Annotated in this window: 20 protein-coding genes and 1 pseudogene; 16 read left to right on the top strand and 5 right to left on the bottom strand. The window is 45.4% G+C overall.

Annotation, left to right across the window (positions count from 1 at the left end; genetic code table 11):
• Positions 1 to 33 precede the first annotated feature (33 nt).
• From EDI28_RS24655 to EDI28_RS24620, 8 genes are all read left to right on the top strand, one after another.
• Positions 34 to 3,321: a type I restriction endonuclease subunit R gene (locus EDI28_RS24655; protein WP_128786516.1), complete on the top strand. Its 3,288-nt coding sequence runs from the start codon at positions 34 to 36 to the stop codon at positions 3,319 to 3,321.
• Complete coding sequence (locus EDI28_RS24650; RefSeq protein WP_128786515.1) at positions 3,318 to 4,076, top strand: M48 family metallopeptidase; 759 nt, start codon at positions 3,318 to 3,320, stop codon at positions 4,074 to 4,076. Before EDI28_RS24655 ends, EDI28_RS24650 begins: the two co-directional genes overlap by 4 nt.
• 165 nt (positions 4,077 to 4,241) lie before the next feature.
• On the top strand, positions 4,242 to 5,198 hold the full coding sequence (locus EDI28_RS24645) for a hypothetical protein (RefSeq protein WP_128786514.1): 957 nt from the start codon (positions 4,242 to 4,244) through the stop codon (positions 5,196 to 5,198).
• A gap of 32 nt (positions 5,199 to 5,230) precedes the next feature.
• Positions 5,231 to 5,797, top strand: a complete 567-nt coding sequence (locus EDI28_RS24640) for a winged helix-turn-helix domain-containing protein (protein ID WP_128786513.1) — start codon at positions 5,231 to 5,233, stop codon at positions 5,795 to 5,797.
• A gap of 148 nt (positions 5,798 to 5,945) precedes the next feature.
• On the top strand, positions 5,946 to 6,539 hold the full coding sequence (locus EDI28_RS24635; protein WP_128786512.1) for a multiubiquitin domain-containing protein: 594 nt from the start codon (positions 5,946 to 5,948) through the stop codon (positions 6,537 to 6,539).
• Positions 6,514 to 7,698, top strand: a complete 1,185-nt coding sequence (locus EDI28_RS24630; protein ID WP_128786511.1) for a ThiF family adenylyltransferase — start codon at positions 6,514 to 6,516, stop codon at positions 7,696 to 7,698. The genes EDI28_RS24635 and EDI28_RS24630 overlap by 26 nt, the downstream gene beginning before the upstream one ends.
• Complete coding sequence (locus EDI28_RS24625) at positions 7,679 to 8,077, top strand: ubiquitination-like system serine protease family protein (protein ID WP_199287489.1); 399 nt, start codon at positions 7,679 to 7,681, stop codon at positions 8,075 to 8,077. Before EDI28_RS24630 ends, EDI28_RS24625 begins: the two co-directional genes overlap by 20 nt.
• 1 nt (position 8,078) lies before the next feature.
• On the top strand, positions 8,079 to 8,744 hold the full coding sequence (locus EDI28_RS24620; protein ID WP_128786509.1) for a hypothetical protein: 666 nt from the start codon (positions 8,079 to 8,081) through the stop codon (positions 8,742 to 8,744).
• Between the two features lie 846 nt (positions 8,745 to 9,590).
• Here EDI28_RS24620 and EDI28_RS24615 read toward each other — a convergent pair.
• From EDI28_RS24615 to EDI28_RS24605, 3 genes are all read right to left on the bottom strand, one after another.
• Positions 9,591 to 10,535: a RepB family plasmid replication initiator protein gene (locus EDI28_RS24615; protein WP_164918622.1), complete on the bottom strand. Its 945-nt coding sequence runs from the start codon at positions 10,533 to 10,535 to the stop codon at positions 9,591 to 9,593.
• Between the two features lie 359 nt (positions 10,536 to 10,894).
• On the bottom strand, positions 10,895 to 11,095 hold the full coding sequence (locus tag EDI28_RS24610) for a hypothetical protein (protein ID WP_128786507.1): 201 nt from the start codon (positions 11,093 to 11,095) through the stop codon (positions 10,895 to 10,897).
• A 6-nt stretch (positions 11,096 to 11,101) separates the two neighbouring features.
• Positions 11,102 to 11,638 (bottom strand): hypothetical protein, encoded by a 537-nt coding sequence (locus EDI28_RS24605; RefSeq protein WP_128786506.1) that lies wholly within the window; start codon positions 11,636 to 11,638, stop codon positions 11,102 to 11,104.
• A gap of 392 nt (positions 11,639 to 12,030) precedes the next feature.
• On the opposite strand from EDI28_RS24605, the gene EDI28_RS24600 reads away from it, so the two are divergent.
• From EDI28_RS24600 to EDI28_RS27045, 3 genes are all read left to right on the top strand, one after another.
• Entirely contained in the window at positions 12,031 to 12,570 is a 540-nt protein-coding gene (locus EDI28_RS24600; protein WP_128786505.1) for a recombinase family protein, read from the top strand.
• Between the two features lie 545 nt (positions 12,571 to 13,115).
• On the top strand, positions 13,116 to 13,406 hold the full coding sequence (locus EDI28_RS24595; RefSeq protein ID WP_128786504.1) for a hypothetical protein: 291 nt from the start codon (positions 13,116 to 13,118) through the stop codon (positions 13,404 to 13,406).
• 232 nt (positions 13,407 to 13,638) lie between these two features.
• Positions 13,639 to 13,779 (top strand): hypothetical protein, encoded by a 141-nt coding sequence (locus EDI28_RS27045; RefSeq protein ID WP_164918621.1) that lies wholly within the window; start codon positions 13,639 to 13,641, stop codon positions 13,777 to 13,779.
• Between the two features lie 132 nt (positions 13,780 to 13,911).
• Here the strand turns inward: EDI28_RS27045 and EDI28_RS24590 are convergent, their stop codons facing one another.
• Positions 13,912 to 14,508, bottom strand: a complete 597-nt coding sequence (locus EDI28_RS24590) for a recombinase family protein (RefSeq protein WP_128786503.1) — start codon at positions 14,506 to 14,508, stop codon at positions 13,912 to 13,914.
• A 203-nt stretch (positions 14,509 to 14,711) separates the two neighbouring features.
• Positions 14,712 to 15,764 (bottom strand): replication initiation protein, encoded by a 1,053-nt coding sequence (locus EDI28_RS24585; protein WP_128786502.1) that lies wholly within the window; start codon positions 15,762 to 15,764, stop codon positions 14,712 to 14,714.
• A gap of 741 nt (positions 15,765 to 16,505) precedes the next feature.
• On the opposite strand from EDI28_RS24585, the gene EDI28_RS24580 reads away from it, so the two are divergent.
• The 5 genes and pseudogenes from EDI28_RS24580 to EDI28_RS24560 all read left to right on the top strand — a co-directional run.
• The gene (locus EDI28_RS24580) at positions 16,506 to 17,228 is read left to right on the top strand and encodes a hypothetical protein (protein WP_128786501.1); all 723 of its coding nucleotides are present in this window, start codon (positions 16,506 to 16,508) and stop codon (positions 17,226 to 17,228) included.
• A gap of 127 nt (positions 17,229 to 17,355) precedes the next feature.
• Positions 17,356 to 18,036 carry a hypothetical protein gene (locus EDI28_RS24575; protein ID WP_438942815.1) on the top strand — a complete coding sequence of 227 codons (681 nt, stop codon included), beginning with the start codon at positions 17,356 to 17,358 and terminating at the stop codon, positions 18,034 to 18,036.
• On the top strand, positions 18,033 to 18,551 hold the full coding sequence (locus tag EDI28_RS24570; protein WP_128786499.1) for a metal-dependent hydrolase: 519 nt from the start codon (positions 18,033 to 18,035) through the stop codon (positions 18,549 to 18,551). The genes EDI28_RS24575 and EDI28_RS24570 overlap by 4 nt, the downstream gene beginning before the upstream one ends.
• Positions 18,552 to 18,612: 61 nt before the next feature.
• Complete coding sequence (locus EDI28_RS24565; RefSeq protein ID WP_128786498.1) at positions 18,613 to 18,852, top strand: hypothetical protein; 240 nt, start codon at positions 18,613 to 18,615, stop codon at positions 18,850 to 18,852.
• A 376-nt stretch (positions 18,853 to 19,228) separates the two neighbouring features.
• Positions 19,229 to 19,419: pseudogene (locus tag EDI28_RS24560) on the top strand (IS6 family transposase); the annotation flags it as partial.

Genomic DNA, 19,419 nt, shown 5'->3' with positions numbered 1-19,419 from the left:
CATCTCTCGGATTTAGCCTGACCAGAGGACACAATGGAAAGTCGTACCCTACCTGATACCAAAGAAGAAATGACCGCCAAGCTGCCAGCGTTAGAGCTTATCAGCAAATTGGGCTATACCTTTATCCCTCCCGCACAATGTACCGCCATGCGAGGCTCTACAGCCCAGGTGGTATTGGAGCCTAAACTGCAGGCCTACCTAGAGTCGGTGACTTATTTATTTAAAGGTAAGGGGCGCAAACTACAGCCAGAAAGCATTCGTCGCATCATCAGCGAAGTCACACTGACGACATTAACTGACGGGCTGATCAGCACCAACGAAAAACTGTTTAACCTTTACGCCTACGGCATTTCTATTACTGAAACTCATAGCGATGGCAAAGCAAACCCGACGATTCAGTTAGTCAACTGGAAAGAATGGCATCAAAACGAGCTGCATTTCACCGAAGAAATGAACATTGAAAACAGCCGCGGCACGGGTTCACGCCAACCGGATATTGTGTGCTTTGTGAATGGCTTGCCGTGGGTAGTGATTGAAGCCAAGCGACCCGCCGCAAACAAGAAAACCAAAATCACCCTCGACGAGGGGATACGCCAGAACATTCGCAACCAAGGCACCAATGAGATCCCACATCTGTTCATCCACAGCCAGTTGCTGATTTCAATCGATGGCCATGATGCGCGGTACGGTACTTGCGGCACGTCGAAAAAATTCTGGTCACGCTGGCGTGAGGAGTTACCCAAAGAGAAAGAAGACAATACCTCGAGTGCGTTCCTGTTCACACCTGAGCAGCTACAAGAAATCAAAAACCGACGCTTGATGAGTAAGCAAATGGACGCTATTTTTGATCATCGCCCGGCAGAAAAACGTTATCAATTCGAGCAGCTGTTAGCCGCTGGTGATCGTGTAGTGACCGAGCAAGACAAAACCTTAATAGGTCTACTTACCCCTAAGCGTTTGATCGAGTTTGTCCATCTGTTTACCGTCTTTGACAGTACAAAAGGCAAAATCGTTGCCCGTTATCAACAGTACTTTGGCATTAAGCGCATTCTCGAGCGCGTTCAACAAAAAGATGCCAAAGGCGCACGCGAAGGCGGCATCATTTGGCACACGACGGGCTCGGGCAAATCCCTCACCATGGTACTGTTAACCAAAGCACTAATTTGGTTAGAAGAGCTGAAACAATGCCGAATTTTCTTAATCACCGACCGCGTCGATTTAGAAGGTCAACTCAGTGATACCTTCTTAGATTCAGGCGCTTACACCGAGCTGCAAAAACGCAATGCCATCGCCACTTCAGGTAAGCAACTGGCGAAGAAAATCACCTCTGGCAACGAGCGTATTGTGTTCTCACTGATCGACAAATTCAGAACCGCGGTCGACAGTAAAAAGTGCTTTAACCCAAGTGAAAACATCATTGTTCTTGTCGATGAAGCCCACCGTGGCCACGGCGGTGAAAACAGCATCCGCATGATGCAAGCCATGCCGAACGCGGCATTTATTGGTTTTACGGGTACGCCGTTACTTAAAAAAAACAGTACAGAGCGTAAGTTTGGTCCGATCATTCACTCTTATACTATGCAGCAGGCCACCAAAGATGAAACGGTGTCGCCACTATTGTATGAGCAACGCAAGCCAGAACTGTGCATCGAATCTGACGCAATTGATGAATGGTTTGCCCGCTTTACTGAGCAACTGTCGACCAAACAGAAGAGCGATCTAAAACGTAAATTCGCCAAACGTGGCCAACTGTATGAAACCGAAGGGCGCCTAGAGTTGATCGCGCATGACATTTCAGATCACTTTGGCAACTTTAAAGCCAAAGGGCTACGTGGCCAACTTGCTTGCTCATCAAAATCAATGGCGATTCGCTATAAACAGGCGCTCGATAAAATTGGCAAAGTCACTTCTGCGATTGTGATGTCTCCCCCTGAGCGATTGGAAGGGGAAGAAGAAGTCGATCAAGAAAGCAAAGACTTGGTGACCAAGTGGTGGAAAGAGAACGTCGGCACCCAAGATGAAAAGCTTTATACCGAAGGCGTTACCAAAGCCTTCAGTAAGCCCGGCGGCCCAGACATTATTATTGTTGTCGACAAGCTACTAACGGGCTTTGATGAGCCATTAAATACCGTGCTCTACATCGATAAAAGTTTGAACAACCACAACCTTATTCAGGCCGTGGCGCGCGTAAATCGACTACACGATGATAAGAAATACGGTTATTTGATTGATTACTATGGCATTTTAGATCGTCTGGATGTCACCATTAAGAAGTACCAAGATCTGGCCGAGCAGGTTCAAGAAGGCTACAACATTGATGATTTGAAAGATCTCTATCATCACATGGAAACTGAATATAAGCGCTTGCCTTACCTTTACCAAACGCTGTGGCAAGTGTTTGATGGTGTGAAAAACAAACAAGACAATGCCTCGCTACGAAGCTTCCTTGCCCCTGATCCTTATGAGATTGATGGAGAGTTTGTTGACCGAAAACTCAAAGCACGAGAAGACTTTTACGCCGCGCTTAGAGATTTCGCCAAGTGCTTACAAGTGGCATTGCAATCAGCCAGCTTCTTTTCAGATGTCACCCAAAGCAAGCAAATAGAATACAAGGAAGCAGTTAAGCGATTTAGCGAACTTCGTACCCAAGTACAGCAAGATGCTAACGAAATCATTGACTATGATGAGTACGCTGACGAAATCAAAGCCATGATGGATAAGCATGTTGTGGGTGAAAGTATCGATCACGATGACACGCAATATAATGTCGGCCAATTAGGCCATGGATTTTCTATTGAAGAGATGTCACCAGAAAAAGCCAAGACTGAACAAGCGAAGATCAAAGGCCGTGTGGTCAAAATGATTGAGCAAGATTTACAAGACGATCCCTATGCAAAAGCTTACTTTTCAGAGCTACTTAGCCAGGCATTGGCAGAAGCTGAAGCCATGTTCGATAGCCCAGTGAAGCAATATCTTCTGTTTGAAGAGTTTGAGAAAAAGGTCAAAAACAGAGATGTGGATACTATGCCTGCGGCACTGAAAGATAACCTAGAAGCGCGAGCTTACTACGGTTTATTTGTGATGGACAAAGTCGCCCTTACTAACGATGTGATGGTGACATTGTCACTCGCTATTGATGACACGGTTAAACGGTTGTCCCAGCAATTTTCCATCAATGCCAGTGATCTCAGCAATAACATCGAACTTGAGTTACTGCCAATGCTGTTTGATATATTCGATGACATTGATCGCACGACCCAGTTTATTGCCAAAATTATTGATGTTGTAAAACAGCAGCACGCAAACACAGGCCGACGATGACAGATATAAAGGTTACGCCCCATGAACAAGGCGCTTTTTACTATGGTGATGAGATCTTGCACTACCATATTCAACGTCGTGCAACTGATGACGAAAGAAAAGTCGTTATCAAAGTACATCCCGATGAACGTATCACAGTGATGGCACCGAAAAGTGCATCAAAAGAAGAGGTAAAGGCAGCGATTCTTAAACGTGTACGTTGGATTTGGGAAAGCTTACTGGAGTTTCGTCAGCAACAAGAATTTATTTCACCGCGCCAGTACGCAGGTGGCGAGACATACTTTTATCTAGGTAAGCGTTACCGTTTAAAGCTAATTCAGCAAGAGGAAACCGTACCTTCGGTCAAACTAAAACGAGGCCGGTTAGAGGTTTGTTACTCTGGGGAATATAACGCTGAGCTCATCAAGAAGTGGGTCATGCATTGGTACGAACATCGCGCCTACATTCTATATCATCAAAGGCTGGCAGAGCTGTTACCCAAAACCGATTGGGTAACGGGGCTTCCCAACCTCAAGATCATGCCGATGACCAGGCAATGGGGAAGCTGCTCCACGTCGGGCCGTATTATGCTGAACCCTCACTTAGTGAAAGCCCCTAAAGATTGCATTGATTACGTAATATTGCATGAACTTTGCCATATTGCTGAACACAATCACAGTGATCGGTTCTGGCGTTTACTCACGAAAGTCATGCCCGACTGGAAGGCAAACAAAGCAAAGCTAGATGAAATGGCAGAGCTGTATTTGAATGAGTAAAAATATGACAACCAAATGATAATTAACACAATAAACACAAATGAGGATTTAATCCGCACATTTTAAGATCTAAGTCTAAAACTTTAATGACTAATCTAATCCCGACATTGAAAAGCCGAGACTAAACCCCATTTACTAATAATTAGTGAAAACCATAAGGACCATATGACTACTCAAATTTATCTTGCACCACCTGAGTCAAAGTCTTGGCTAAATGGTTATTACCTTGAGAAGATCCTAAGAGAACAAGCTTTCTACGCCGACGATAGCTGTAAAGATATCTGCTTTGTAGTGCCAGAACTCAAAGGCATGCCACTTGACGCTATTATTTTATTACTTGTTGTATGCAACCAGCTTAGCGATAAGGGGTTTCAGGTACAAATAGCGTTCTCTTCTAAAGAGTGCCCAATATTAAGTTACTGTGCATTAATGAGTTTTTTTGAACACTTAGAAAGTAATATTGTTGTCACCCCATCACCAGATAGCCTCGATGAGGATAAGACAGAACATTCTAATTTGTTCAAAATCGTTGCTCTTACTGGCGAGCAAAATTGTTCAGAATTGTCGGAAACATTAACCTGTAAGATCATCAATGCCATTGATGGCCACAGCGATATTACTCTGTCTGAAAAGCAATTAAACACGCTAAAGCATCGCTACCGCACAATTATTCTAGAAATGATAAATAACGTAAAAGAGCATAGTAAAACTGAGCTTGATGGCTATGTAGCTATGCAGGTTTACGGTGGTTACAACCCTCGTGCAACGCTCATAATTTGTGATTCTGGGCTAGGTCTTTTTAATACCTTAAAGAACTCGACAGAACCTGAAAATCACCAATACAAAACCGACAATTTTAGCGAAATAATTCGTAAAATTTTCGATGAGGGTGTCACTAGTAAAAAGCATGATGACGGTGGGAGTGGTCTCCAGACAAGTTTCAAATATGCAAAAAACATGAACTCGGACATAGTACTTAGAACAGACAAAAATCAGTTTCGGCTACATAAGTTAGCAGAGCAAGAGCACCCCGTTGATGCACTAAAAATCAACGAAGATTTTATGCAAATCGATGGCACATTCTTTTGCTTCGATATTCCATTACTGAAGCAAGATTGTTGACAGGATATCATTCAACTGCTTCAATATAATTTATGAAGCACATATCACATAAAATCGATCTCCAGAAATTGATCAATGACTACGAACTCGATGTATCTACATCAGATGGCGGTCAGAAATTATATTCAATTCTCGTTGATTTGATTCAAAACACTCCCAACCAAGATATTTTCTATCTTGCACTTAAGAACGCTTTTTTTGGCGCTTCTTTTGCACGTGAGGGTATCGTTAAAGTAGCTAAACACTTTCGTATGCAGAAAGGGGTATGTCTTGTAGACATGCAAAACGAAGAAATTTTAGAAAATCTTTTCAGCGGTATCGCTCGACTAAAACAGCCTATCCCTTACTACTTTGAAGGTAAACTTCAGTTAGTACATGAGGATAAAGTTGGTGCGCCTTCAAAAACCAACGCACCAATTTATCATTACGTCCTAGATAGAGAGCTAAGCACTGCCAGTGAAGTTGCGGATAAGTTTGATCTAAAAGTTAACAACGCCAGCACTAAATTAAAAGCCTTATATGAAGAAGGCTTTCTACTCCGAAAAGAAGAAAAGTCCGCAACAGGCGGCATTGAATTTTTCTACTTTGCAATAAAGTAACCTCTCACTGATTTGCTGCTAACAAGCCTTGTTAGCAGTCTCAACACCAATTCAAAAAAAATATTGACCCAGAAAGCGATGATGATGTATGCTAATTTCGAATCAAAAATAATTTTGACTCAGAATTCATATATAAGAGACATGACACATGAAAGGAAAATTTGAAATTTTTCAAAGCAGTAAAAATAACGAATACTACTTCAGACTCAAAGCGGCTGGGAACTGGGAAATCATTCTAGATAGCGAGGGCTACACGACAAAAAGTAGCTGTCTCAATGGTATCGAGTCAGTAAAAGAAAATGCACAACTTGAAGAACGTTTCGAGCGACTAGTAGCAAAAAATGGAGAGCACTACTTCAACCTCAAAGCCGGTAACGGACAGGTCATCGGAACAAGTGAAATGTATACTCGCCGCCAAGGTATGGAAAATGGCATTCATTCCGTAATGAAAAACGCACCAGACGCTGATATCAAAGACCTCACTATTGATGAACCGGAACACGATAAAGAGTTCAACATTATTGTTAATGGCCGCCCTAAAACTGTCACATCTAAAATTTTGACTTTTGAAGACATCGTAAAGTTGGCGTTCAGCACCATTGCTGATGGTAACAGCACCATTTACACGATGACTTACAAAAAAAACGGTGGCAACAAGCCCGAAGGAACACTCGTTACCGGCGATCAAATCAAAATCAAATCTGGAGTAATCTTCAATGTCACAGCAACTGATAAGTCTTAGTCCTGACTTAAAGCAACTTCAGGATGAAGGTTATGAAGTTGCTATTATCGCTAACCACCTGGTTATCTCTCATGTTCCTTATGTAACGTCACAAGGATTGGTCGAATATGGTCGATTGGTATCTGAGCTAACGTTATCAAGTAATAGAGCCATAAAGCCAAGCACTCATGTGATCGACTTTGAAGGCGAGTTCCCATGCCACAAAAATGGTGAAGCAATTGAGGCGATACGCTATGTGAGTAGTCAAAAACAATTAGCCCCCGAGTTAATAGCTCATCACTCATTTTCCAACAAACCACCACAGGGGTATGCTGACTACTATGAAAAGGTGACTCGATACCTGGACATTATTTCCAATCCAGCCAAATCACTTGATCCAAGCTGTACAGCTAAGACTTTCAAGGTCATTCACTCAGAAGAAGATGAAAATGTTTTTAACTACTTAGACACCAACTCCAGTAGAGCTGGTATCAATATGATTAGCCGTAAGTTAAATAACCAAAAAATAGCTATTGTAGGCCTTGGGGGAACAGGGGCTTACATTTTGGATTTGATAGCGAAAAGTCCAGTCAAAGAGATCCACCTCTTTGATGGCGATGAGTTTATTCAGCACAACGCCTTTAGAACACCAGGAGCCGCAACAGAACAGCAACTCGATCGAATGCCCAAAAAAGTAGATTATCTAAAAGAAATCTATTCTGGGATGAGAAAGGGAATAATTGCTAATGACTTCTATCTTACCCCAACAAATATGGATGCTTTATGCGATTTTGATTTTGTTTTCATCAGTATCGATAAAGGTGATATTAAAAGAGAGATATTTACGTACCTCGAAAATCACGATATTTCATTTGTAGACGTAGGGATCGGTGTTGAGGCTATCGATGACCAGCTTATTGGCATGGTCAGAACAACGGCTAGTAGCCCAAAACAACGCAGCCACATTGGACATAAAGTCTCTTTTGAGGAAGGAGAAAACGCTGCATACACCAGTAACATACAAATTGCGGAACTCAATGCCCTTAATGCTAGTTTAGCCGTCATAAAGTGGAAAAAACTCGCCGGTTTTTACCAAGACTTAAACCATGAACACCATAGTGTTTACACCATTAACGTTGACATGTTGACGGATGAAGATCATGCAACACAAATTTGTTGAGTACATACCAGAGGATATTGAGCAAGGAACGCTCTATATCTCGATGCAATATGCGACCGCGGTACACAAATGCAGCTGCGGTTGTGGTGAAGAAGTGGTAACACCCTTCTCACCAACTGATTGGAAGTTACTTTTTGATGGTGATTCTATATCCCTTAATCCATCAATTGGTAACTGGGGATTTGCATGTAAGTCACATTACTTCATTAAAAATAGTCAAGTAATTTGGTGCAAGCAATGGAGCAACCAACAAATCGCATGTGGAAAAAAACATGATTTGAAAAATAAATCTGACTATTACACAAGCAATAGCGCAACAGAATCACCAAAACTACTTAAGAAGTTTTGGAGTAAAGTCATAACTTTTTTTAAGGAATAATATGAGTTCCAAAGCAATTGATAGCGCTGTTGCTGTTACAGCCATTACCGCACTTGTATACGGAGCAAGCGCCGCAAACGTAAATAGCTACCTTCGAGAGCTATCTTTAGACGCAGATATTCTAGCTATTAACTTTCACCAAATGTTATATAGAGGATTTATAAATAATTTAGGCGAATTTCTTTTATTTCTATTCTATGGTTCTGTTTTACTATTTATACTGTCTGGAGCAGTAATCAAATTAAGAGCCTGGCTAAGAATATCAATTCGAAACAAAAGAAAATACATAGAAAACATCAATTACGCAGTAAAGTTATTTAGATCAGGTGGAAAAACCAAAATTCACAAGAAAGACCTCATCTTTACTCATATAGTTCAGCGCTCTGGACTCTTATTTGTAGTTTTACTTGCCGTAACTTCATTTCTCGCATGGAACGAGCAAGATGGCAAACAAAAAGCAATTAAAAAAAAGGAAAATATTGCCAATGGACATTATTTATTAGTTAAACCTCTGTTGCACAAAGAGAAATTGATCTACCTCTATTGTGGTTCAATCAACTGTGCGGGCTATAACAAAACTGAAGGGAAAGTGCATTACTTCCCTGTGAAAGGTATTTCTTTTGAAGGTGACATTTATAAAAAAGATGTCTACCTTGCTGTTGAGTAATAAAAGTGAGCACGAACATACACCCATAACTACCACGACACGCACACCGCTGCGCCGACAGAAAATATGCGAGGACGCTTAGATAACCGATCGATTACAGCGGGTAACTAAGCTGAGGCTAACTAAGAACGGGGCGCAGCATTGGTGGGCGGGGGACGTGGTGGCCATAAAGCAGCTTGCGAGCTTTATGGTTTGGCCGGCACGGCCAACATGCCAAAGGTGAAGGGATCTGGTTACGGTGGAACGCATGTTCACCGAACCAGGCCACCGAAAAAGTTGAACCTGGTACCACAAGAGCAACCCACCCAAGCCAGCCTGCCACAGAAAACTACCCAACCTGACCGCACGGCAGCACGCTGTTTGTGCTGCGGTGCGCCGCCCTGCCCACCTGATGGCGCAGCCATGAGGTGATAAACATTCGCCAGCTTGCCCGGCGGCCTTACAGCCTGCTTTTCAAGGCTGCACACCTATTTACACATAATGCTTTTATGCCTGAATTAACCCAACCGCCGACAGCTTGCTGGCGCCAGCGGTGTGTTACTTCGCATAAATTTCATTATGTTAACATTGGTGTTATACCCCCAAGCTTGGGGGATGGGGGTTGGTAACAAAGCCCTTAAAGGGCCCTGCAATAGGCCATTTTTTTCGCCCGGCTTTTGTTGCCATGACGTTGCCCTTGCGGGTTATGCCGTCATTACGTTGTCACGCTAGGGCGATGTAACGTGATGGCAACTAAAGAGAGAGGGCTAAAATGGGCTATGGTTTGCATGGCTGCATTATCAGTGAGTTAGAGCTGAACAATGAAATAAAATGTATTACCTTTGTAATACATTAGCTCTGTTTGACTTATTTTTTATTCGCCGTCTCGGCGGCTTTGAGCTGGGCAAAAAACTCAGGCGTCAGAGCAAACCCTTCCATGCCCAACTGTCCGATATGCTGCTTTAGGTTATCAATCTCGGTCTGGCTTGGCAGGCAAGTATTGTTGCTCAGATCGCTGTAAGTCTGGATTGCATCTTCAAGGGTTAGGGCTTTTTGACTCGTCAATCTGTCACACTTGGCATCCAATTCTTTAATTTTGAATTTAATCGACTTTACCTTTCTTGGTCGCTCTGGATCGGGGATTTCTTCAAATGTGACAGCAAGGCGGGTTTTGGCATTAATTTCATCGATTGACGGGTGAAGGAAACGACGACGGAAATCTGGCATACGGAGGGAATAAGAAGGCGGAAGCTCATACCTTTCGCATAACCAGCTCACAGTGAAGGTTACAATGCCTTTTTTTACCCACTGTCGAAGAGATTCATAAAGTCGCATGGTATATGGGTTACTGAGATGCCCCGCTTCGACCATAAGAACACGCGTAAACTCTTTATCAACTTTGTTAATGACTTCAACTAGCTCTGAATTAAAATGAATGGTTGTGACACCATGACGAGGCCGATGGCTTCGCTTCGTTGTCCAAGAGACTCCATCTAGTGCTTTTTCGCCATCATCACCATCCTCTTCGGGCAAGTAGAAGATGACTTCTTTCTTATTCAGCGATTTGGTCGCATTAGCAATGTCTCGACTGATATTTGTCGCGTCACTATCAAACAAAGACAAAAACTTAGAATGAACAATATCAACGGGGTATTGTCCATGTTCATTTCTTCTTATACCGTTGTTATTTATGGCATTGATTGCCATATAAACAATGCGTTTTTCATTTCTCGTCAGGCTATAAGCCGCCGTGGTTAATGCATTGGCTTGGCGAAGAACGATAACTTTTTTGTTGATAGGCAGTTGTGACATAATGACGCTCATCTGTGACAGAAAGTTAAGTTGTCACACGTTAACATCGAGCTGTAACCAGAACAACTCAATATCCACAGTTATCCCCGTTAAAATCGTCACGGCGTCACAGTTATTCGTCTTGGCGTCACATTTAATCCCACCTAAATCTTCTTTATGTCACAGGTACTCGTCATGACGTCACAGTATCCAGTCGCTAGCCCTTGCTACATAAGGGCTAAGCAGTCCGGAAAAAGGTTTAAAAAAAAGATCTTAAATAAGATCTATTAAAAAGGAGAGGATATGTGGATAAGTGACTACGCACTTCTCACACATGCCCTCTCCTATCGACAACAAATAATAATTTTCTTGATTACTGATTAAGATGCCAGTCGCCGGATCAACACAATCGCGATCCCACTGGCGATATAAAGGGCTATCACGGATAAGGACGTTAACTCATCGAGGGATTTATCGCGCAAGAGACGCCAAAGCAGCTGGCCAAAATATGCCCCTGCGGGGATATAGACACCATAGGCCAACGACCACTTCCAACTGAATTTCTGCTTTACAGGCGCCATGACATCTCACTGATAGCTATTGGTGACTTTACGATTGGGAATGCTGACTAGCTTCTCAGCCAGCCCCTGAGGAAGATCGGCCAGACGAAATTCACTGACTTGGGATGCCTGATAGCGGGCTTTCCCTTCTCGGTCATAAGAGGCAATCGTCAGTTTTTGCTTGAATGTATTACGGCCTGAGATCACCGGCTTCCAGCGAATTTCATGCTCAAAATCAATCTGTACCTTCCATCCCTTGCCGACTTCCGGATAGGGGATCCGCGCAACCAGCTCGCCATGAGCAATACCCGCCGTTGTCGCGGCAACAACAGAGACCCATAGTTTCGCCAGCTCCCCCGACATTTTTGCAATCGCCCCAAACGGGATAAATGCCAGGGCCACATTCAACCCGGCGCTCCCCATGTGGCCAACGATACGGATCTGTTTGTCACACTCGGCGTTCCACCTGAATGCCGCAGGGTCTGAATCAAAGGTGATGATTTTTGTTAAACGGTTCCGTGAAATTTGGGCTCTATAGCAGTCAGGTGCTTTTCCAGGCCCCATCCAATGCCCACCATCGGTCCAATTAGAACGCGTATTGCATAGCCGTTCTAACCTATGCCTCTCATTGCTGTTTAATATTGTTATAGCCATCCGCTCACCAGCCCGAAAACCCTATCTGGCATACATAATAAAATCGGCCTTCGAGACGACACCTCCCAAAAGGGCGTTATTCGAGTGACGTCGAATAAATCGCCGCAACATTACTGAAGTATCAAACCAACGGTGAGCGAATGACTCACGTTCAGTTCCACAAGACACAAGCGTCCACAAAGGTGTACTTTTTGTGCACTCTAGCCAGACTACGTATTGACTGCACACAATGTCCGATTGATAGTTGGTGAACATGTCCATAAAATATAAAGCATCATAGTGTTCAGTTTTGGGTGCATTTTATGCTTATCGGATATGCGCGGGTCAGCGCCAGAGATCAGTCTCTCGATATTCAGGTAGAACAACTCAGAGAGGTTGGTTGCGAAAAGATATTTCAAGAAAGTGCCAGTGGCAAGGACTCAGAGCGCTCCCAGCTGAAGGCACTGATCGACTTCTCCCGCGAGGGTGACATTATTCATGTGATGAAAGTGGACCGCCTGGCCCGCAACACCATCGATGCTCTGAATATCGCCGATACCCTGGCCAAGAAAGGGGCCGGTCTTGTTTTTCACGATCTAGGGGATGTAGACATTAACAGCGACATTGGCCGGGTGATCTACACTACGATTTCAGCCTTTGCCGAAATGGAGCGCAAACGTATCTTGCAGCGCTGCAATGAAGGCAGAGCCAAAGCCAAAGCAGAGGGGAGGCATTTGGGTCGCCATGCCAACCTTAAGCTTCATCAGCAGATCCGCGAGTTAGCAGAGAAGGGGATGAACAAGCATGCGATCAGCAAACAATTGAGGTGCAGCCGGACGACGGTGTACAGCGTGCTGAGTTGATAAATGACTGTTTGATGCAGTAAATACCTTAAACCCGGTTCTGATACACCCTGAAGGCTTCAAACCCAGCACCAAGAAGGGCTGACTTCCCTACTCTACAGCCAGTTTCTGAGCAGGATGAACTACCTTGAAAAGAGACATTTTAATCTGGGAATAAAGCAGGACACTTTAAATTGGGATAAACATCAGAAAGGCTGGCATGTTAGAGCTATCATGCGGCCTTTGTTGTCTCTGCCCGTGTTATACGATCACATCAGTTCGAGGCTGATGTAACGAACGTTAAAAGTTTTTTTGGTTGCTTCGAACTTTTACACGCACTTGCTTTATAATAATTTTGTAAGCAACATCTGAGCTTCAGAAAGGCTGCAGAATAGAATTTCTGATGTAACGAACATTAAGATTTTTTTGGTTGCTTCATTATTTTGTACGCTCCTGCTTTATACTAAAACAGCAAGCAATTTCATCACTCTATATTCTTCTCATTACATCACTTGAACTTGTGATGTGAGCGGTTAATTCTCTTTAAATTTTAAAATGGAATAATCATGTCAGAAACAACAGCTCTTCTTCTAAGTCGTAGTAAGAATTTATTTTTCGCAACAACAGCTAAAGAGCATACTGATTTTTCAGTTGAACGTGGACGCAAGTACTACATCTCTTGCATTAAGCGTGGTACTCAGAAAAATGAACATAATCAAATGATGGAGTTGTATCATGCAGATGACTATCAACGCATTCTTATCACAAACAAAAGTAAATATGATGTTATTGCAGATTGTGAATCCGCAGGTATGCGTACAGCAAATACGCAAAAACAAAGTCAGCTAAAAAAGTAAAAGTGATAGATAGATAGATAGATAGATAGATAGATAGATAGATAGATAGATAGATAGATAGATAGATCGTAAGGAGCAAAATTCAGCTCGAAAAGAACAAATCTTAAAGTACAAGAGTTTGGGTTTTACCGTTCTAAATAAACGTTAATCTTATGTGAGTGAATGAGTCACAAATCTAGACTGACAATTGTGTGTCGGTTTTTTTATGTCTATAGAAAAGGAATACGTAAAAATGAAAGAATATATTGTCACAGGAACATGTAACGGTCGTCGAAAAATGGTTCGTGTGTTTGCTTATAACCCGAGCGAAGCCGCTCATAAGGCACGCGAAGAGTACAGCATGACTTCTACAGCACGCACCCAATTGGCATAACATTTACCATAACGCCCGTAAAGCGTCTTAGTTTGCTTGGATAAAATTAAGGCGCCCATATTGGTACTTACGAACACAACAAGTGATTTCTCACCCACTATTTATGTATTACATTTGTAATACATAAAATCACTACAGCCCCCGCCGTTTCACGTAATTACTCAACGTACTCGGCGCTTCATCAATCAATTTCGCCGTCGCCCTGATCCCCAGCCCCATGCCGAGGTATTTCTCGATCTGCTCGCGCTTGGGATCTAGCTTGAGGGTTTTGGCTTCGCCTTTCGGGCGGCCAAGGACATAACCTGCGGCCTTGCGCGCCGCCAGGGCCTCGGTGGTCCGCATCCGGATAAACTCACGCTCGATTTCGCCGGCCAGACCCAGCATGGTGGCGATAATTTTTGACTGCAGGGAGCCGTCCAGCTGCATGTTTTGCTTGGCAATATGGACTTTAAGCTGCTTGTCCATACACAGTTCCAGGATCTCGAGCACCTGCAGGGTAGAACGAGCCATCCGCGTGACTTCCGAGAAGAGAACAGTATCCCCTTCGGCCATCCCTTCAAGCAACGGGCCGAGCTTGCGCTGGTGCCATTTTTTCTTGCCTGTTACCGTGTCTTCGACAAACACCAGATCGGTAAGGCCGATCCGGTTCGCGTACTCGTAAATGCCATGCTGCTGGCTGGCAACGTCCTGGCTGTCGGTTGAAACACGCAGGTAAGCATAGTTGGCCATCGTATCCCCATGACTCAATCAGTATCATCATTCCATGATCCCACGCTAAAGGATCACAAGGTGAAAGGGAACTGTGAAAACTGTCGATAAACTGCCGCTCAAATGCGCTGTAACGCACACCAAGAAAAGATCTTGGCTTTGGCAGGGCCATATTTCGCGGGATGGGCCGGGCGCCACAGAGCGCCCTACAGGCTGTTTTTTTGCTAGCCCCAAGCCTGATCGAGCTTGGACCTGAAGACTTCGTCAAAGACAATGTCTTCCGGCAGGGCGATGATCCCCATTTCCACCGACTGGAGCGCAAGCAGGTGTTTTTCGTTGAGATTGCCTTCGAGCGGGTGAACCATGACAATTTGATAGGCCTCCCGGACCAGCTGCAGCATCGGGTTGTCAGGTACCGTTTCCTTCTCCAGCTCGACACGTGCCAGCTTTTCAGCCTGGTTGTCATTCATCTTCCAGCGGTACAAAAACTCAATGGCGACAATACGGCGCCCCTGCATCACCGGGGCAAATCCCAGGTTACCGCTCTTCTCGTCGATCAAAAACTCCAAGTCTTTGCTGACTTCGAGGCACTTGGTCATTTCCTCGATAGGCTTTTTGATACAGCGATCGATGAATACCTTGTTTTGGCTGTAGCTTTTTTTCAGCAGCTTGCCTTTCTCGTCAAGCAGGCCGTAGAGCGCGTGAAGCGATTCAATGCGCTGCGGGTGCAAATGTGTGCCGCTGTCCTTAAAGCGCGAGAGAAGCGTGTAAAGGCGCTTGGAATGCTCGGATTTGAGACTGCGGAAGGCATGGTGGTTGATCTGGGCATGGCCCGCCGAGTAATCGACATAGGCGTTGATCAATTCGCTGTTGGGCACAATGGTGAGTGCGCCTTTGCTGTATTTCACCCGGGCAAACAACGGAATGAAGTCAAACTCTTCGGCACTGTCGTTGGCCAGGCCCACCTTGCGGCTGGAAAGCCGCTCGGCCACCGAGCGCAGCGTCGGATACAGCAGCTTGGACGACAGGCCGAACCACTCCTTCAGCACATCGGCATGGAAGGTATACTGCGGGGCATGAATATCCCGCTTTTCGAGAAAGTCCGTCCAGTGCTCGCGGTTCAGCCGCGACAGGAACAGCGCCATCATGTCGTGTTCCCGTGCCGTCAGCGCCAGCTGGCTGAAGATCAACTCATGGCTTTTCTTGAAGAACTGGTTAGGTAGTTCCTTGGAATGTTCGGTTGTGATTTGAAAGCGTTTGTCAGAGTTATCGGTCATTTTTACCGTGCCTATGGTCACAGATTTTTAGTCTCAGTCCAATAATACTAAAAATCGATGACCTTAAAAGCCATTTTCGCCCCTAAATACTAAAAATCTGTGACCATGTGGGCAAACACCACGACGACACTAAAAAAGTGTGACCGATAGACTAAAAAAATGATCGCGAACACTAAAAAAATGTGACTGTCAGACTAAAAAAACATAACCGTCAGACTAATTTTTTGTAACTTGAGCACTAAAAAAATGTGACCTCAAAGCCTATAAAACACTGATTTAACTGCATTTTTCAGACCCTATAGATCTTATAGATCTTTATATAGATCTATAGATCTATATATATTGTTATATATACCTGTGGATTGTGGATAACTCTTCGAGTTAACACACCAACCCACAGGATCAGACAATCCGATGTTTTTGCTAATGTTCTTACAGAGCACTGGCGAGACAGGGAAAATGTGATCCTCCTGTCCCAAATAAACGACCGATATTCCTGCACAGTACATCTATCGCAAACCACCCCAACCAGACACACAATGTTTACCCCTTACGTTTGGATAAAAAAAATCCGTACTGTTCGAAAAAGCCAGCGGTTACCTGAACACTCTGATTCAAAAGAATTTTATCGAGAAACAACATGATTGCAGGCAGGAATTGAAGTCTACCGAAAAGCTGCAATATGCCAATCCTGCCCCTGTCGAGATCTTATATGCTGACTGCTGGCGAATAGGAAAAGGCATGCGATTTCTAAAGTTACGAACAGACCATAAGCGACAGCGGAAAGACGGTAGCAAATACGTAACGCCATTGATTGTGGATGCACCCCGTAAGTTTGCACCCAGCCATAGCCGCAGGGAAACCAGTCTGCGCCGTACCCAATGCCAGCTGATCACCGGCGCCCATGATTCGGGGAAGAGCCGCTGGCTGACACGGCTGCGTGATAATCGCCATGGTATCTGGGGCAAAAAGCCGCAGCCGGTATTGCTTGAAGGACTGATGCCACTCTCGAGCTGGGTGGAAATCAAGGGTATCGAGCTTTGGTACCAGGAATTTACGCAAAAGGAAGAAAACGCGACGCCCTGGGGAAAGCTGAACCTGCAGCTCAAGGCTGATTTGCTGGCCGATTACCTGCTCGATACCCAGGCGATGCTATTTGTGGACGATGCCCACAGGCTTACCGGGCGCAAGGCGCAGATTGCGCGAAAATGCCTCATGTCAGCAAAAATCTGGCTGATCTCTGCCAGCGAAGAGGGGCGGTTGCCTCCTTCCATCCGCCCGATCATCGAGCGGCGTGATCCTCAGCGTATTAATTTAGAAAGCGATGTTAGCTACGATACCACCAGGGCGCTGATCTGGTTTCTGGTTGCAATGTGTGTGGTGTCCGGAGCCTGGGAGGCCGGCGCGGTGATCGGTGGATTGCAGATGCTCGGTAGCGGGAGGCGTTCGACCCGTGCCGACTAACCTTGCCAGATGTCTGCCGTATCCATTACCGTGTAACGCCCGCGTGTGGCTGGCGGTATTCCTCTGTCTGGCGGTCGCGCTGCAGCCGCATAATGCCGGGGCCGGCGGGGAGGCATGGAATGTCAGCCTGCCGTGGAACCAGCCGGCAGAGCCCCCGCCGGAGATCCAGCCGTTCGAGCTGCCGACCCTGAAGGGAAAGGCGCCGCACTTTATTACGCCGGCACCGGCACTAAAATCTGCCCCGCAGATCGATCCCGATGCCATCTTCACGGTCGTCAACAACTGCTATCCCGAGAAAACCAAATTCAAAATCGACCTCAGCCTGGTCGCCGGCGTGCGCTCCAGCATCGACCAGTTCAACCGCAGTGACTGGCCGGAGATCACCGATCACTACATCGGCGTTGTCGGCGAAATGCCGCTCTATTCGACGACCGAGCAGGCGCGGGAGCGCGAATGGGAACACAAGCGCCGAGTCAATACTGCCAGCAACGTCGCGACGTTTGCCCAGGCACTGGCCAACCGCAACCATGCCTACCGGGAAATGGGACTATATCTGGTGATGGAGGCCCGCTCGCAGGCGAGGGTCAGGCAGGGGATCGCCAATATCACCGAGCAGGTTGGCTTTTTGGAAAAAGTCGCCGCCGCCCAGCGCGATATCCTCAAGTTCGAGGCCCAGATCGTCGAGAACCGGCTGGCGCTGATCTCGATGTGCGACACCGCACGGGCAGGGCGTGTGAATCAATACCTGAAAAAACTGGTTTATCTGCCGCCTCCTATTCCCGCCAGTGCGACGGGCGGCCAGCCATGAAGTGGCTGAACCATACCCTGATCGCCGGTGCCCTGTGTGCGGTTGTCTCCCCGCCCCATGTTGCTGCCTGCGTGGCCGGGGCCACGGCACCGGACTGGCTGGAATACCTGTTCAAGCTGATGGGGCGCCACATCAAGCACCGTGGTCCGACGCATATTTTCAGCCACTGGCTGATCGCCGCTCTGGCCTTTACTTTCGTGTGGGATTTTTACGGGATCTTAACGGCGTTTGCCTGGGGCGGAGTGTGCCACATCCTGACCGATGCGATGACCGTTTCCGGGGTGCCGTTCTCGCCCTATAGCGACCGTCGCTTTCACCTGTTCGGCGGACGGTTCCGCACCGGAGACCCGATCGAATACGCCATTTCGGCTGCGGTGATCATTGCCTGTATCGGCTTGGGCCACTTGACCGGCAGTAGCAGTTTTGCTCCCTTTTTCTATGACTGGGGAGGCTTTTATAATCAAGGGCTTATAGATGGTTCAGAATGGAAGGCTAACCGATTCAGGTTGATATAATGTATTACAAAGGTAATACATTTTAGGCTGGTAATTGTAAGGATAAAGTGTAGAGGGATTTATGGAGAGTATATTGTATAGCGCGGATGCCATTTTCGATGACCCGGTTCAGCAACTAGCGCGAGAGGCGTACCGGATTGTGATGAACTACCCTCATCAGGGAAAACTGGATGATAAGCATGTATTGGCACTTCGTTCTATCGAGCTGAAGATTATCAGTGAGCCGAACGGGATAGAATTCAATGATAAGTTCAGGGTGAAATTGCAATCGGCTTTACCGGCGGAATTGCTATTTCCGTAATGGGCTTATTTAGTTGTTGGGTGATGTGTTTGAATTTTTCGGTGAGCTGTCTGTTGTTTTTAACTTAAACATGAAGTTATAGTGCGTTAGGATTGCATTCCAAGTACACTGCTTTATCCATCCTCCGATAATCTCACGTATGGCTAACTGGGGTTTAGTACCCATTTCATCGAAAAGTTCCATGATGCTGGTAAAGGTATTATAAATCATAATGTTAGTGGTGATTTATAATTATTCCTTCCATAACCGCTTCATCCTTGGTCTATAGCCTTAATTGCTTTTGACACCTTGGTAATGGTGTGTCTTGAGGGCTTTGTTGCAAATAATTCAGCCTGGGCTCAGAATCGCTTCTTTCCTCATTTCATCCAGCGACTCAATGACCAACCCCGAATTTAAATGGAAACACTTTGCTCCTGAARTCATTCTCTGGTGCCTTCGTTGGTATGGTTCGACCCCAATGAGCTACGCGAACCTCAGCGACATGTTGGCAGAGCGGGGGATTTCGGTTAACCGTTCGACCATTTATCGTTGGTTTATTGAATATGCCCCGGCATTACGCAAGAAGTT

Origin of the sequence: Photobacterium chitinilyticum (assembly GCF_004104355.1) — a bacterium.
In the GTDB taxonomy this organism is placed as follows: Bacteria; Pseudomonadota; Gammaproteobacteria; order Enterobacterales; family Vibrionaceae; genus Photobacterium; species Photobacterium chitinilyticum.
Note: the sequence above shows the minus strand (reverse complement) of the source record. Positions and strands in the feature narration are given on the sequence as shown.